General features: G+C 73.8%; 12 protein-coding genes. 5 read left to right on the forward strand and 7 right to left on the reverse strand.

Annotated features, from left to right (window positions below):
- Positions 1 to 121: 121 nt before the first annotated feature.
- A complete protein-coding gene (locus D5H75_RS24445) occupies positions 122 to 1,060 on the reverse strand; it encodes an NAD(P)/FAD-dependent oxidoreductase (protein WP_119928856.1) in 939 nt (312 codons plus the stop codon).
- 88 nt (positions 1,061 to 1,148) lie between these two features.
- On the opposite strand from D5H75_RS24445, the gene D5H75_RS24450 reads away from it, so the two are divergent.
- Positions 1,149 to 1,742, forward strand: a complete 594-nt coding sequence (locus D5H75_RS24450; protein ID WP_119928951.1) for a helix-turn-helix domain-containing protein — start codon at positions 1,149 to 1,151, stop codon at positions 1,740 to 1,742.
- A gap of 264 nt (positions 1,743 to 2,006) precedes the next feature.
- Positions 2,007 to 2,849: an ammonia-dependent NAD(+) synthetase gene (gene nadE / locus D5H75_RS24455; RefSeq protein WP_119928857.1), complete on the forward strand. Its 843-nt coding sequence runs from the start codon at positions 2,007 to 2,009 to the stop codon at positions 2,847 to 2,849.
- 72 nt (positions 2,850 to 2,921) lie between these two features.
- On the opposite strand, the gene D5H75_RS24460 is transcribed toward nadE, so the two are convergent.
- Positions 2,922 to 3,551 (reverse strand): DUF998 domain-containing protein, encoded by a 630-nt coding sequence (locus tag D5H75_RS24460; protein ID WP_119928858.1) that lies wholly within the window; start codon positions 3,549 to 3,551, stop codon positions 2,922 to 2,924.
- 228 nt (positions 3,552 to 3,779) lie between these two features.
- On the opposite strand from D5H75_RS24460, the gene D5H75_RS24465 reads away from it, so the two are divergent.
- Positions 3,780 to 5,468, forward strand: coding sequence for a family 20 glycosylhydrolase (locus tag D5H75_RS24465; protein WP_119928859.1), 1,689 nt, complete (start codon positions 3,780 to 3,782; stop codon positions 5,466 to 5,468).
- A gap of 183 nt (positions 5,469 to 5,651) precedes the next feature.
- Here D5H75_RS24465 and D5H75_RS24470 read toward each other — a convergent pair whose 3' ends face one another.
- From D5H75_RS24470 to D5H75_RS24485, 4 genes are read right to left on the reverse strand one after another with little or no spacing between them, the layout of a single operon-like run.
- Positions 5,652 to 6,485, reverse strand: a complete 834-nt coding sequence (locus tag D5H75_RS24470; protein WP_202638461.1) for an ATP-binding cassette domain-containing protein — start codon at positions 6,483 to 6,485, stop codon at positions 5,652 to 5,654.
- Entirely contained in the window at positions 6,482 to 8,332 is a 1,851-nt protein-coding gene (locus D5H75_RS24475; protein WP_242454486.1) for a dipeptide/oligopeptide/nickel ABC transporter permease/ATP-binding protein, read from the reverse strand. Before D5H75_RS24475 ends, D5H75_RS24470 begins: the two co-directional genes overlap by 4 nt.
- Entirely contained in the window at positions 8,329 to 9,270 is a 942-nt protein-coding gene (locus tag D5H75_RS24480) for an ABC transporter permease (RefSeq protein WP_119928862.1), read from the reverse strand. Before D5H75_RS24480 ends, D5H75_RS24475 begins: the two co-directional genes overlap by 4 nt.
- Positions 9,271 to 9,316: 46 nt before the next feature.
- Positions 9,317 to 10,858, reverse strand: coding sequence for an ABC transporter substrate-binding protein (locus tag D5H75_RS24485; RefSeq protein WP_119928863.1), 1,542 nt, complete (start codon positions 10,856 to 10,858; stop codon positions 9,317 to 9,319).
- A 179-nt stretch (positions 10,859 to 11,037) separates the two neighbouring features.
- On the opposite strand from D5H75_RS24485, the gene D5H75_RS24490 reads away from it, so the two are divergent.
- Both D5H75_RS24490 and D5H75_RS24495 read left to right on the forward strand, forming a co-directional pair.
- A complete protein-coding gene (locus D5H75_RS24490) occupies positions 11,038 to 11,790 on the forward strand; it encodes a TetR/AcrR family transcriptional regulator (protein ID WP_242454487.1) in 753 nt (250 codons plus the stop codon).
- A 108-nt stretch (positions 11,791 to 11,898) separates the two neighbouring features.
- The gene (locus D5H75_RS24495; RefSeq protein WP_119928865.1) at positions 11,899 to 14,127 is read left to right on the forward strand and encodes a glycoside hydrolase family 3 C-terminal domain-containing protein; all 2,229 of its coding nucleotides are present in this window, start codon (positions 11,899 to 11,901) and stop codon (positions 14,125 to 14,127) included.
- A gap of 116 nt (positions 14,128 to 14,243) precedes the next feature.
- Here the strand turns inward: D5H75_RS24495 and D5H75_RS24500 are convergent, their stop codons facing one another.
- A complete protein-coding gene (locus D5H75_RS24500; RefSeq protein ID WP_119928866.1) occupies positions 14,244 to 14,900 on the reverse strand; it encodes a Rho termination factor N-terminal domain-containing protein in 657 nt (218 codons plus the stop codon).
- Positions 14,901 to 14,960 lie beyond the last annotated feature (60 nt).

Genomic DNA, 14,960 nt, shown 5'->3' on the forward strand with positions numbered 1-14,960 from the left:
GGCACGCGGCCGTCGCTCAGGCCGTACGGCGGGACGCGGCCGTCGCTCAGGCCGTACGGCGGGGCGGGGCCGTCGCTCAGGCCGTACGGCGGGGCAGGGGCGGTCGGGGCGAGGCCGGGCGTCAGCGGGCGGCCTCGACGGCGCGGGCCACGTCCTCCTCCAGGAGGTCGTGGTTGAGCGCGATGGCCGCCGCCGAGGCCTGGCCCGCCGCGGTGATCACCTGGGCGCGGCGGTCGGCGACGTTGCCGATCGCCCACAGGCCGGGGACGGTCGTCCGGCCGGCAGGGTCGGCGACGACCCAGCCGTCCTCGTCCGCCTCGGCCCCCAGGTCCGTGAACAGGCGGCTCTGGGGCACCATGCGCGGGAAGACGAACACCGCGTCGCGCGGCACCGCCGTGCCGTCGGCCAGTTCGACGCCGCGCAGCCGGTCGTCGCCGGTGATCAGGCCCTTGACCGTGCCCTCGACCAGGCGCACGCCCCTGGCCGCGAGGCGCTCGCGGTCCTCGTCCGCCGGCTTGAGCGTGTGCGTGAAGAGGACCACGTCGTCGGTCCAGAGCGTCAGCAGCAGCGCGTGGTGCACGGACATCGGGCCGGTGCCGAGCACGCCGAGGGGCCGGTCGCGCACCTCGTACCCGTGGCAGTACGGGCAGTGCAGCAGGTCCTTGCCCCACCGCTCGCGCACCCCGGGGAGGTCCGGCAGCTCGTCGCGCAGCCCGGTCGCCACCATCACCCGCCGCGCCCGCAGCACGGGGCCGCCCGCCAGGTGCACGGCGAAGCCCGGCTCGATGTGGTCCACGCGGCCGTCGATGACGCTCACGCCGTACCCGGCGACCTCGGCCCGGCCCACCTCCAGCAACGCCGACGGGGGCATGCCGTCCCGCGACAGGTATCCCCGCATGTGCGCGGCGGGGGCGTTGCGCGGCTCCCCGGCGTCCACCACGGCGACGCGCCGCCCGGGCACCCGGCCCAGCACCAGCGCCGCGCTCAGCCCGGCCGCCCCTCCGCCGATGATCACCACGTCGTAGTCGGCGCCGTTCTTCTTCGCCTCGTTCACGGCCATCACCTCCATGGCCGGACATTGCCCCGCGAGCCGCCGATGCGGCAACTTTTGTTGCCATTTCCGGAACGTCCTGCTAGCAATGGGCCGCATGCAGCACTCACCCGCCATCGCCCAGGCCCTGACCGAGGTGGGACCCCGGCTGAAGCGGCTGCGCACCGAGCGCGGCGTCACCCTGTCCGCCCTGGCCGAGGCCACCGGCATCTCCAAGAGCACCCTGTCCCGGCTGGAGTCCGGCCAGCGCCGGCCCAGCCTGGAACTCCTGCTCCCCATCGCGCAGGCCCACCAGGTCCCGCTGGACGACCTGGTCGGGGCCCCCGAGGTCGGCGACCCCCGCGTCCGCCTGACCCCGCGCAAGAACAACGGCTTCACGGTCATCCCGCTGACCCGCCAGCCGGCCCCCATCCAGGCCTGGAAGACGGTGATCCCGGCGGACCACACCGAGCCCAAGGTCGTGACGCACGAGGGTTACGAGTGGCTGTACGTCCTGGCCGGCCGCCTCCGCCTCATCCTCGCCGACCACGACCTCCTCCTCGGCCCCGGCGAGGCCGCCGAGTTCGACACCCGCCTCCCCCACTGGTTCGGCAGCGGCGGGCAGGGCCCGGTCGAGATCCTCAGCCTCTTCGGCCGCCAGGGCGAACGCATGCACGTCCGCGCCAAACCCCGACCCCGCGCCACCCCCTGACCGGCCCAGCGCCCACCCCGCCAGCCTCCCTCCGCTTTCCATCCGCCGCCCCGTCCCGCCCGTGGTCTCGCGGTTCGGCACCCGCCCGCTCCCGGCCCGAGGCATCCGGGGGCGCCGGCCTCGGGGCCGAATTGCACGATCGCGGGAAGAGGGCGCGGGGTTCGCTTTTCATTGGGGATGCGAATTCCTGGGGTCGCTTCAGGCTTTAACGCCATTCGCGCCCCCGGGGGCTTTCACCTGGGGCTTGCGCAGTATAGTGCGCAGATGTCTAATCTTCGTGAGCGGATTATCGCTGAGCTCGGCGTCAGGTCGTCCATTGTTCCCAAGGTGGAAATCCGGCGGCGGATCGATTTCCTGAAGGACTACCTGAGGGCCAGCCGCTCCACGGGGTTCGTGCTGGGCGTGAGCGGGGGGCAGGACAGCACGCTGGCGGGGCGGCTCTGCCAGCTCGCCGCCGAGGAGGCGCGGGACGAGGGGCTTGAGGCCGTGTTCGTCGCGGTGCGGCTGCCGTACGGCGTGCAGGCGGACGAGCACGACGCGCGGATCGCGCTGGACTTCATCCGGCCGGACCGGTCGATCGTGGTCAACGTGAAGCCCGGCGCGGACGCGACCGCCGCCGAGACGGCCGCCGCGATGCGGGAGCTGCCGGGCGAGGACGGGACGCTGCGGGACTTCGTGCGCGGCAACATCAAGGCCCGCGAGCGCATGGTGATCCAGTACGCCATCGCCGGGCAGGCGCGCATGCTGGTCGTGGGCACCGACCACGCGGCCGAGGCGGTGACCGGCTTCTTCACCAAGTACGGCGACGGCGGCGCGGACGTCATCCCGCTGACCGGCCTGACCAAGCGCCAGGGCCGCGCCCTGCTCCAGGAGCTGGGCGCGCCGCCGAGCACCTGGCAGAAGGTGCCGACCGCCGACCTGGAGGACGAGCGCCCCGCGCTCCCCGACGAGGAGGCGCTCGGCCTGACGTACGCCCAGATCGACGCCTACCTGGAAGGCGCCGACGTCCCGCCGGAGGTGGCGGAGAAGGTGGAGCACGCCTACCTCACGACCCGCCACAAGCGCGCCCTCCCGGTCAGCCCCCTCGACGACTGGTGGCGCGACTGACCCGCCGGAAACACGCGTACGGCCGTCGCCGCGCGGGGCAGGCCCGGCGCGGCGACGGCCGTACGACGAGGGTCAGGCGGTGACCGAGCGGGCCCCGGCGGCGGACAGCCGGTGGAGGCGGTGGGCCAGGACGCCGAGGAGGGCCAGCGCGGTGAGGGCGAGGACGCGCTCGGCCAGCCCGATCAGGACGCGGTGGCCGACCATCGAGGTGGTGAGCATGGCCAGCCCGCCCGCGCCCGTCGCCAGCGCGAGGGAGAGGACGGGCGTCGCGACGGGCCGCCAGTCAGGCACGGTGCGGAAGCGGCGCGCCATCAGGATCCCGGCCACGGGGAGGGCGATGAACGCCGCGAACGAGACGTAGCGGTGGACGTAGCCGGAGGCGGTGAGGTCCAGGCCCGCCGGGGTCGTGGGGATGACGGCCCCGGCGATCACGCCGCCGACCCACACCAGGAGCAGGCCGGCGACGGTGCGCGAGAGCGGCGCGGCGGCCGCGCGCAGCCCGGCCAGCAGGACCAGGGAGGCGGCCCCGGCCAGGAACATGCCGGTCTCGACCGAGCCGCCGCGGTCCCCCGCGGCGAAGTCGCTGATCGTGTGGCCGAAGGCGGTGAGACCGGCCTCGCCCTGCACGTGCCCGGCCAGTGCCAGGAACAGCGCCGAGGCCAGGCCGAGACCGGAGATCAGGGCGAGCGGGCGGGGCTTCATCGTCGGGTCCTCTCAAGCGTCGGGGGCGAATGAGTAGATCCTGTCCCGTCTCCCCCGCGCGGCGGATCACCGCCGGGAGGGGTATCCCGTCTGGTCCCCGCGAGGGATACGCCCGCCCCGCCCCGGCGTTCCGGGGCCGTACGCCCTGGGTGAGCGGGGGAGGCGGTCAATACCTACCGCGTGGTAGAAAATGGGGACTGTCTGGTCTCCGCCGCCTCTGGGAGCGTCATGTCCGAGAACGTCCCACTCGTGCCCCTTCCCCAGCGCGTCCGGGCGGAGGGCGCCGGATTCCGGCCGCACGCCCCGCTGCGCGTCGCCGTGCCGTCGGAGGACCTCCGCCGCCTCGGCGAGGTCGTCGCGGAGCTGATCGCGCGGCTGCACGGCCTCGACGCGACCGTGCAGGTCGGGGACCCAGAGGCCGGTGAGTCGGCGGATCTCGTGCTGGCCCTCGGCACGCCGGAGGAGGCCGCCGGCCTGGCCCCGGCGGGCGGGCTCGACCCCCTCGGCGGGGCGGACGGCGGGCCCGACGCCCGGGAGCGGCACGAGCTGACCGTGACCCCCGCGGGCGCGAGGGTCATCGCGGCGGCCCCCGAGGGCCTGTTCCGGGGCGCGACCGCCTTCGCCCAGCTCCTCCGCCCCGCGGCCCCGGGCGTGTCCGGCCCCGCCGCCGACGCCCCCGGCGCGGCCGGTACGGCGGAGCCCGGCGCGAGCCGTACCGGACGCGCGGGGTTCGAGGCGCCGGGGGTGCGCGTGGCGGACGGGCCCGGGCTGGCGTGGCGGGGGCTGTCGCTGGACGTGGTGCGGCGGTTCTTCCCGGTGGAACAGGTCGAGCGGGTGATCGACCTGCTCGCGCTGTACCGGTTCAACGTGCTGCACCTGCACCTGACCGACTCGCAGGCGTGGCGGCTGGAGATCCCGGGGTGGCCCCGGCTGACCGATCCCGCGCACTGGGTGGAGGGGACCGGGAACGGCGACGGGCCGCAGCACTACACCCGCGCGGACTTCCGGCGGATCGTGGAGTACGCCGCGGAGCGGTTCGTCACGGTCATCCCCGAGATCGACATGCCGGGGCACACGATGGCGGCCGTGCGGGCGTATCCGGAGCTGGGCGGGGACGCGGCCCACCCGCTGCTCTCCTACCTGGACCCGCGTGAGGCGGCGGGCTTCGCCGGGGACGTGCTGCGCGAGGTGGCCGCGCTGACGCCCGGGCCGTACCTGCACATCGGCGGGGACGAGGCGTTCGGGATGCCGGACGAGCCGTACGGCGAGTTCGTGGCGCGCGCCCTGCGGATCGTGCGCGAGCTGGGCAAACGGCCGGTGGCCTGGCAGGAGGCGGCGCGGTCGGGCGCGCTCGGGCCCGGGGACGTGGCGCAGGGGTGGATCGCGCCGGACCACCGCTTCGACGCGGACGAGCTGCGCGCGCGGATTCCCGAGGAGTACCACCCGCTCGTGGACGTCGTGGCGGAGTCCTTCGCCCGCGCGCCCGGCGACCTGCCGGCGGCGGTCGCGGCCGGGACGCCGGTGCTGGCCTCCACCAGCGCGTACCTGTACCTCGACCGGCCCTACGCGGAGGACTCCCTGCTGCCGGAGCAGACGGCGCGGCGGGGCGCCGTGGGCCATGAGTCCTACGAGCCGCGCTCGACCCGGGAGATGTACGGCTGGCACCCCTCCGCGGTGCCCGGCCTGCCGGACGGGACGCGGCTCGCCGGGGTCGAGGCCGCGATCTGGTGCGAGACGGTCTCGGGCTTCGCCGACCTGGCCTTCCTCCTGCTCCCCCGGCTCCCGGGCGTCGCGGAGAAGGCGTGGAACCCGGAGGCGACGCCGTGGGAGGGCTACCGGGCGCGGCTCGCGGCGCATCCGGCCTGGTGGGAGCGGCTGGGCTGGCACGACCACTACCGGTCGGCCGACCTCGCCTGACCGCTTCGCGCGGCGGAGGACGCGGAGGACGCGGGGGAAGCGGAAACGTGGAAGAAGGGGCGGCGGCCCGGGCGACCGCTGGGGCCGCCGCCCCTTCCCGTGCCCGGCCGCCGGTTCCGCACGGCGTCGCGCGCCACGACGGCGCGCCGTACGGCGATGGCCGCGGCCACCGGGCGGGCGCGGTCAGGCGCGGGGAGAGGCGACCTCGCGCTCGAACTGCTCGCGGCGGGCCCGCTGGCGCTCCACGTCGGCGATGGGGGCGGCCAGCAGGAGCGAGCGGGTGTACGGGTTCTCCGGGGCGGAGGTGACCGCGGCCGCCTCGCCCGTCTCCACGATCTCGCCCCGGTGGATCACGGCCACGCGGTGGCTCATGAAGCGGACCACCGCGAGGTCGTGGGAGATGAACAGGTAGGCGACGCCGGTCTGGGCCTGGATCTCCAGGAGGAGGTCCAGGACGGTGCGCTGGGTCGTCAGGTCCAGGGCCGAGACCGGCTCGTCGCAGACGATGAGCCGCGGGTCGATGGCCAGGGCGCGGGCGATGGCCACGCGCTGGCGCTGCCCGCCGCTGAACTCCCGGGGCAGCCGGTCCGCCGCGTCGGCGGGCAGCTTGACCCGGTCCAGGAGCACGGCGACGCGGGCGCGGGCCTCGCGGGCGGCGTGCCCCTGCGCCAGGAGGGGCTCGGACAGCGTGTCCCCGATGGTCAGGGACGGGTTCAGCGACGTGTACGGGTCCTGGAAGATGACCTGGATGTCGCGGGCCAGGGCGCGGCGGCGGCGCGGGGACAGCCCGTCGATCCGCTCCCCGGCGAACTCGATCGTGCCCGACTGGACGGGCACCAGGCCGAGGATCGCCCGCCCGATGGTGGTCTTGCCGGAGCCGGAGCCGCCGACCAGGCCGACCGTCTCGCCGGGCCGCACGTCCAGCGACACGCCCCGCAGCACCTCCACGCGCGGGGCGCGCCAGCCCTTGCCGGGGAAGGAGACCCGCAGGTCCGAGACCTTGAGCAGCGGATTCACCGCGCCACCTCCTGCGAGTCCTGGGAATCCTTCGGCTTCTGGGAATCCTTGGGGTCCTGCGAGTCCTCCGGGTCCGGCCGGCCCGGTGAGCCGGGGGAGTCCGCCGGCGGCGTCCACGGTTCCCTGGCCGGGGCGTCGTCGAGCACGGCGTCCAGCAGCCTGCGGGTGTAGGGGTCGCGCGGCTCGTGGAGCACCTGCGCGACCGGGCCGGTCTCGACGACGCGGCCCTCGCTCATCACCGCCACCCGGTCGCACAGGTCGGCGACGACGCCCAGGTTGTGGGTGACGAGCAGCACACCGAGCCCGCGCGAGCGCTGGAGGCGGCGGAGCAGCCCCAGCACCTCCGCCTGCACCATCACGTCGAGCGCCGTCGTGGGCTCGTCGGCGATGAGCAGCTCGGGGTCGCACGACATGGCCCCGGCGATGAGCACGCGCTGCGCCATGCCGCCGGAGATCTCGTGCGGGTACATCCCGAAGACCCGCTCGGGGTCGGCGATCTCCACCTGCCGCAGCAGGTCCAGCGCCTTCGCCCGCGCCTCGGCCCGGGACAGCCCGAGCTTGACGCGGATGGGCTCGACGAGCTGGCTGCCGATCGTGAACGCGGGGTCCAGGTTGCTCATCGGCTCCTGCGGCACGTACGCGATCACGTCGCCGCGCAGCGCCCGGTGCTCGCGCTCGGCCAGGCCGACGATCTCGCGCCCGCGCACGGTGACGCTCCCGCGCGACACCCGCCCGCCCTCGGGCAGGATGCCGAGGATCGAGAAGGCGGTCTGGCTCTTGCCCGACCCGGACTCCCCGACCAGCCCGACGATCTCCCCGGCGCTGACGTCGAGGTCCACGCCGCGCACGACCTCGCGCGAGCCGTACGACACCGCCAGATCGCGCACGGACAGCAGCTCGGCCCGCTCCCCCGCCACCGAGCGCGGCGGCTCGACGGGGGTACGGCGGCGCCGGGGCGACACGGTCGCGCCGCGGTCCTCGAGCACGTCGCGCAGGGCCGCGGCGAACAGCACGAGCGCGGCGTTGGTGAGCCCGAGCGCCAGGCCCGGCCACAGCAGCAGCCCGGGGGCGCGCTGGATGTTCTTGAACGCCTCGTTGAGCATCGCGCCCCAGGTGGGCAGATCTCCGCTGCCGATCCCGAGGAATTCGAGCCCCGCCTGGAGCCCGACCGCGATCCCGGCGACCAGCGCCATCAGGATGATGATCGGCGCGCGGACGACGATCAGCACGTGGCGTCCCACGATGCGCAGGTCGCTCAGGCCGGACACCTTTGCGGCGTCGACGTACAGCTCCCCGCGCACGCCGACCACGATCCCGCGCACGAGCCGGAAGAAGTTCGGCGACACGAGCACGCCGAGCACGACCATGAGCACCCACACCGTGGGGCCGACGATCGCGCGGGAGGCCAGCAGCACCACCATCGCGGGCAGCGCCATGACCAGGTTCACGATCCAGCTCGACGCGGCGTCGAACCTCCCGCCCCGGTATCCGGCGACGAGCCCGGCCGGGACGCCCAGCGCGAGCGCGACCGCCAGCGCGAGCAGGACCCCGCTGAGGGTGTTGCGCCCGCCGTACAGCAGCCGGGAGAGCACGTCGCGCCCGGCCGAGTCGAAGCCGAGCGGATGCCCGGCGCGCGGCCCGGCGAACGCGTCGCGCAGGCTGGACACCTCCGGCCCCTGCGGGCTGAGCACGGGCGCGAGCAGCACCCCCAGGACGATCGCGGCCAGCACGGCCGAGGACGCCAGGCCGAGCGGGTGCCGCAGCAGCCGCCGTACGGCGCCGCCGCGGCGGACGGTGGAGACCCCGGTGGACAGGGGCTCGGCGGACAGGGGTGCCGTCTCGCTCACGCGACCCTCGCCTTCGGGTTGAGCCAGCCGATCAGGACGTCCACGACGAGGTTGACCACGACCACGAGGACCACGGTGACCATGACCAGGCCCATGATCACGGGGATGTCGCCGCGCGTGGTGTAGGCGACGGTCATGCTGCCGAGCCCGGGCAGGCCGAAGATCTGCTCCACGAGCACGGCGCTGCCGAGGATGCCGACGAACTGCATGCCGAGCACCGACAGCGCCGGCGCGGAGGCGTTGCGCAGCACGTGCCGCAGCACGATGCGCCACGGCGGCAGCCCCCGGGCGCGCAGCGTCCGCACGTAGTCCTGCCTCATCACGTCGATCACCGAGCCCCGGACCTGCTGCGCGACCCCGGCGACGGCGTTGACCGACAGCGACAGGACCGGCAGCGTCACCGTGGACAGCCACCCGCCGAACGACTCGGTGATCCCGATGTACCCGATCGCCGGGAACAGCCCGAGCTGGACCGCCAGGACGAGCACGAGGACCAGCGTGACCAGGAACGGCGGCAGCGCGTACCCGGCGACGGCGAACATCTGCACGAACCGGTCCACGGCGCCCCGCCGTACCCCGGCCCACGCGCCGAGCAGGAACGCGGCCACGGCCGTGACCAGCGTGACGCCGACCATCAGGCTCAGCGTGACGGGCACCCGGTTCTGGATGGCGACCAGCACGTTCTCGCTGGTGAACCAGGAGGTCCCGAAGTCGCCGCGCAGGGCGTGGGCCAGCCAGTCGACGTACTGCACGAGCACCGGCCGGTCCAGCCCGAGCGCCTTGTTCTTGGCCTCGACCAGGTCGTTGGGCGCTCCCTGCCCGAGCAGTTGCCGGGCCACGTCGATGTCGGGGATCGACAGGAGCGTGTAGGTGACGAACGAGATCACGAAGAGGAGGGGGACTCCCGCCGCGATCCTGCGCGCGATGAAGCTCAGCATGAGAGGTCTCCAGCGGGCCGGGGCCGCCCGGCCCCGGCCCGGCGCGTCAGCCCTGGCGGGCGGGCGCGTAGTTGTAGATCGACGGCACGGCCATCCCGTCCTGCGGCTTGATCGTGACGGAGCCGTCGGAGACGTGCAGGTACGTCATCCGGTAGAAGGGGACGAACCAGGCGTCCTTCACCAGGTGCTCGTTCAGCGCCTGGAGGTCGGCCCTGGCGTCCTTGGCGTCCTTCACCTGGATCTTGGGGAGCAGGTCCTTCACCGTGTCGTCGGTGTAGCCGAACATGTTGAACGTGCCCGGCAGGACCAGCTCGCCGACCACGACCCAGTCGATCGGGGACTGGCCCATGTTCATGACCATCCCGGAGAAGCCGCGGTCCCGGAAGATCCGCTTGACCGCGGTGCCCTGGTCCACGTTCTCCCACTCCAGCTTGATCCCGGCGGCGGCCAGGTCGGACTGGAGCGAGGCGGCCAGGGCGTCGGACACGATCGCCGAGACGCGCGGCAGCTTCAGCGTGAAGCCCTCCTTGCCGGCGTCCTTGACGAGCTGCTTGGCCTTGGCCGGGTCGTAGGGGTAGTACGTGTCGAGCTCGGGCTTGAACGCCTGCGCCTTCGGCCCGAAGACCTGGGAGGTCACCGCGCCCTGGCCCTGGCGGATCTTGTCGAGCATGGTCTTGCGGTCGATCGCGTAGTTGATCGCCTGGCGGACGCGCGGGTCGCGCAGCGCGGGGGTGACCATGCCCGCGCGGTCGAACAGCAGCAGGCCCTGGAAGTCGAACTCCTGCTTGATCGTCTTGAGCTTGGCGTCGCCGGTGACGCTGGCCTGCTGGTCGGTGTTCTGCAGCAGCGCCGCGTTGACCTGGCCGGTCTTGAGGCCGTTGACGATCGCCGTCTCGTTGTCGAAGAAGCTGATCGCGACCTTGTCGTACGGAAGCTTCGGGCCCCAGTACTTCGGCGCGCGCTTGAACTCCCAGCGCGTGCCGATCGTGGTGGTGCCGGCGTCCAGGTCGTACGGCCCGGTGCCGTCGGGGCTGTTGCGCAGGCTGTCGCCCTTGGCGAAGGCGGCCGGGTTGGCCATGAGGCCGGCGGCGTCGCTGAGGTAGAAGAGCATCGCCGGGTTGGGCTGCTTGAGCACCAGCGTGACGTGCGTGTCGTCGACGACCTTGACCTCCTGGAGGTCGGCGAGGGTCCGGGCCTGGCCGCCGCCGCCCTTCTGGAACCGCTCCAGGTTGGCCTTGACCGCCGCCGCGTTGAACGGCGTGCCGTCGTCGAACTTCACGTCGCCGCGCAGGGTCAGCGTCAGCTCGGTCCGCTTGTCGTCGTACTTCCACTCGGTCGCGAGCATCGGGCTGTAGGACCCGTCGGGCTCGCGCTTGATCAGCGTGTCGTACACCGCCTGGAAGAACGGCAGGGCGCTGCCGATGGCGTCCTTGGGGTCCAGGCTCTGCGGCAGGGTCATCGTCGCGATGCTGAGGGTCTTGGACCCCTCGCCGGCCGCGCCGCCGCCGGACCCGCCGCAGCCGGCGAGGGCCGACGCCGCGGTCAGGAACGCGACCAGGGCGAGGGGAACACGGGCGGGTCTGTTCATGACGCTCACTCCGTCTGGAGGCCGGTGAACGGCCGTCGGGGCCGAGAATGCGGCGAGCATACATGGAAAACTAACCACGTGGTAGGTTCCGTCTGCGAGGGCCTGAGCGGGCTAGTCTCGCTCTACCCGGGCAACGCCCCCGCCCGGCGCCCCTCATGACCGCACGGAAAGGCCGGTCGGTGACCGAACCCAGAGCGCACGTCGAAACCGCCCCGCCCGAGGCCGTACGGCAGGGCTCGGCGGACCCCGGCCCCGCGGGCGAGCGGCCGCGGCCCGGCCGGGCGGCGCGGCCTGAGCCCAGGCGCGAGACCAAGGGAGACCGCACCCGGGCGCGCATCCTCGACTCGGCGACCGAGCTGTTCTCGCGCTCGGGGTTCCACGCCGTGTCCCTGCGCGACATCGCGGCGCACGCCGGGCTGACCCACGCCGGGCTGCTCCACCACTTCCCCGGCAAGGAGAGCCTGCTCATCCAGGTGCTCGCCCGGCGCGACGAGGTGGACGGGCGCCTGATGGCCGGGCCGGACGCCAGGGCCACGCCGGAGGAACTGCTCGACCGCGCCGTCGCCCAGGTCGCCAGGAACATGCGCAGCCCCGGCCTGGTGGCCCTGTACGTCAAGATCTCCGGCGAGGCGGCCGACCCGGAGCACCCGGCGCACGACTACTTCGTCCACCGGTACCGCCGGCTGCGCCGCGACGCCACCTGGCTGCTGGGCGAGCTGTTCCGCCGGGCCGACCCGCCCGTCCCCCACGACCCGGCCGTCGCCGCCCGCGAGCTGATCGCGCTGGTGGACGGCCTCCAGACCCAGTGGCTGCTCGAACCCGAGGAGGTGGACATGCGCGAGGTCGTCCTCGCCTTCCTCGCCCAGCTCGGCGTCCACCCCGCGAATCCGGGCTTCGCGACACCGGACCGCACGCCGCCCGGCGCCCCCTGATCCCCACCCCACCCCCAAGCCCCCGCGCCGATCACGCGGCCTCGGCCACGCCCCGTGCGTGTCACCGCGTGCCCGGCGGGGCGGGCGCAGTCGACAGGAAGGGAAGTCATGACGGAGCGGGATGATCTGACGCTGGAGGAGAAGGCCTCGCTGACCTCCGGCTCGGGGACCTGGAACACCGAGGGCGTGCGCGACGTGGTGCGGCCGCTCACGCTGTCGGACGGGCCGCACGGGATCCGCAGGCAGCCCAAGCGCGACACCGACGCGCTCGGGATCCACGACAGCCTGCCGGCCACGTGCTTCCCGCCGGCGGTGGGACTCGGCTCGTCGTGGGACCCGGAGCTGGCCTTCACGATCGGCGCGGCGCTCGCCCGCGAGGCGTCCGCGCTCGGCGTGGACGTCGTGCTGGGGCCCGGGATCAACATCAAGCGGTCACCGCTGTGCGGCCGGAACTTCGAGTACTTCTCCGAGGACCCGCATCTCACCGGGGTGATGGGCGCCGCGGTGGTCGAGGGCATCCAGTCGCGGGGCGTGGGCGCGTGCGTGAAGCACTTCGCGGTCAACAACCAGGAGACCGACCGCATGCGCGTCAGCGCCGACGTGGACGAGCGGACGCTGCGCGAGATCTACCTGCCGGCGTTCGAGCACATCGTGCGCACGGCGCGGCCGTACACGGTCATGTGCTCCTACAACCGGATCAACGGGGTGTACGCCAGCCAGAACCGGTGGCTGCTGACCGAGTTGCTGCGCGGTGAGTGGGGCTTCGACGGGCTGGTGATGTCGGACTGGGGCGCGGTCAACGACCGGGCGGCGGCGCTTGAGGCCGGGCTGGACCTGGAGATGCCGCCGACAGGCACCGATGACGAGATCGTGGCGGCCGTGCGCGACGGGCGGCTGCCCGAAGAGGTGCTGGACACGGCCGTGGACCGGCTGCTCACGCTCGCCGGGCGGGTCGAGGCCGCGGAGCGGCACGAGGACTGGGACGCCGACGAGCACCACGAGCTGGCGCGCGAGGCGGCGCGGGCGTCCGCCGTACTGCTGAAGAACGACGGCGTGCTCCCGCTGGACCCGGACTCGCCGCAGCGGGTCGCGGTGATCGGGGAACTGGCCCGGACGCCCCGCTACCAGGGCAACGGCAGCTCGCACGTGGTGCCGACCAGGCTGGACGACGCCTGGACCGCCCTCGGCGACGCCCTCGCGTCCGAGCCGGTCTTCGCCGCCGGGTACCGCCTGGACGGCGCGCCGGACGACGACCTGGCGGCCGAGGCGGTGCGCGCGGCGGCCGGCGCGGACGTGGCGCTGGTGTTCCTCGGGCTGCCGGACGCGGCCGAGTCCGAGGGGTTCGACCGGACGACCATCGACCTGCCGGAGCCGCAGGTCGCGCTGCTGCGCGAGGTCGCGGCCGCCTGCCCGCGCGTCGTGGTCGTGCTCTCCAACGGCGGCGTCGTGTCGGTCTCCGAGTGGGAGGACGCGGCGTCGGCGATCCTGGAGGGGTGGCTGCTGGGGCAGGCCGGGGGCTCGGCGATCGCGGACCTGCTGCTGGGCGTGGTGAGCCCGTCCGGGCGGCTCACCGAGACGATCCCGCGCAGGCTCTCGGACGTGCCCTCCCACCCGCACTTCCCGGGTTCCGACGGGCACGTGGTGTACGGCGAGGGCCGCTACGTCGGGTACCGCCACTACGACACCTTCGACCGGGACGTCGCCTACCCGTTCGGCCACGGCCTGACGTACTCCCGCTTCGAGTACTCCGACCTGGAGGCGCGCGAGACGGGCGAGAACGAGTGGACCGTCGAGGCCACCGTGACCAACGCCGGCGACCGGTACGCCCAGGAGGTCGCGCAGCTCTACGTCGCCTTCGACGAGGACCGGCCGACGCGGCCCCGGCGCGAGCTGCGCGGCTTCGCCAAGGTCGGGCTGGAGCCGGGGGCGTCCTCGCGGGTGCGGTTCACGCTGACCGCGCGCGACATCGCCTACTGGTCGGTCTCCCGGCACGACTGGCGCGTGGACCCGGGCCGGTTCGCGGTGGAGGTGGGCGCGTCGTCGCGGGACATCCGCCTGCGCGCAGAGCTGGAGACGCCCGGCGACGGGCACGTGGGGACGCTGGACGGGATGTCCACGCTTGAGGAGTGGCTGAACCACCCGATCGGGGCCGAGGTGCTCGGCGGCCTGATGACCGCGGGCGGCCGCGACTTCCAGCAGGTGGACAGCGTGCTGTTCAACCTGGCCCTGGGCGTCCCGCTGATCAAGTTCCGGACGTTCGGCATCGGCCTGACCGCGGAGGTCGTGGACGAGCTGGTCGAGACCGTACGGCGGCGCCAGGCCGAGGCGTCGCGCTAGGCGCACGCGTCACGCCCGCTCGTCTCCCGCCGAGGCGAGCGGGCCGTACGGCCACGCGGGCGGAACCCCGGACGGGCGACGCGGGCGAAACCCCGGACGGGCGACGCGGGCGCGGGTCAGGCGTCCTCGCGGCGGGGATGCTCCAGGCGGAAGAAGTTGCTCTGCGTGCCGTCGGTCTTCGTCTCCTGGTAGATGAAGTTCAGCCCGCGCTCGTCGAACGTGTGGAACCACTCGTCCCAGCTCACGTGGCGCAGCCGGCCGCCTCCGCCGTACCCGGGGAAGTCGAACCGCAGCACGCCCAGGTGGTCGTCGTGCGAGGTGCCCTCGACCGTGGCGGGGGTCGCGCCGCGCTCCTCCGCCCACTGCTTGATGACCTCGTGGCTGGTGGTGACCAGGCTGCGGCCGGGCCGGTCCGGCTCCTGCCCCGGCGAGCGGATCTCCTGGGAGTACTGGAGACTCCGCGAGCTCTCCGGCCCCCGGCGCACGCCGCCGCCCTTCTCCGCGCCCTTGCCCTTGCCGGACTTCTTCGCGGGCGCCTCGGGCGCGGCCACGCCCCGGCCGGCGGGCCCCCGGCCGGCGGACGCGTCGGACACGGCGTCCACGAGCTGCTGCTTGCGCATCCGCGACCCGCCGGGGACCCCGAGCTCCTTGGCGCGTTCCCGGAGCTGGTCCATCTTGAGCTTGGCGATGTCGCTCTCGTTCACCCCGGGGGTGTTCGCGGTCTGGTTCCCCGGAATGTCCTTGTAGCGTGCGGGATCGTCTCGTCGGCTCATCGAACAGACACCTCCGACGGGTCCCCTACCCCCCGTCACCGGCCCAAACGGACAGCCCCC

It is taken from the genome of Bailinhaonella thermotolerans (assembly GCF_003594875.1).
GTDB lineage: Bacteria > Actinomycetota > Actinomycetes > Streptosporangiales > Streptosporangiaceae > Bailinhaonella > Bailinhaonella thermotolerans.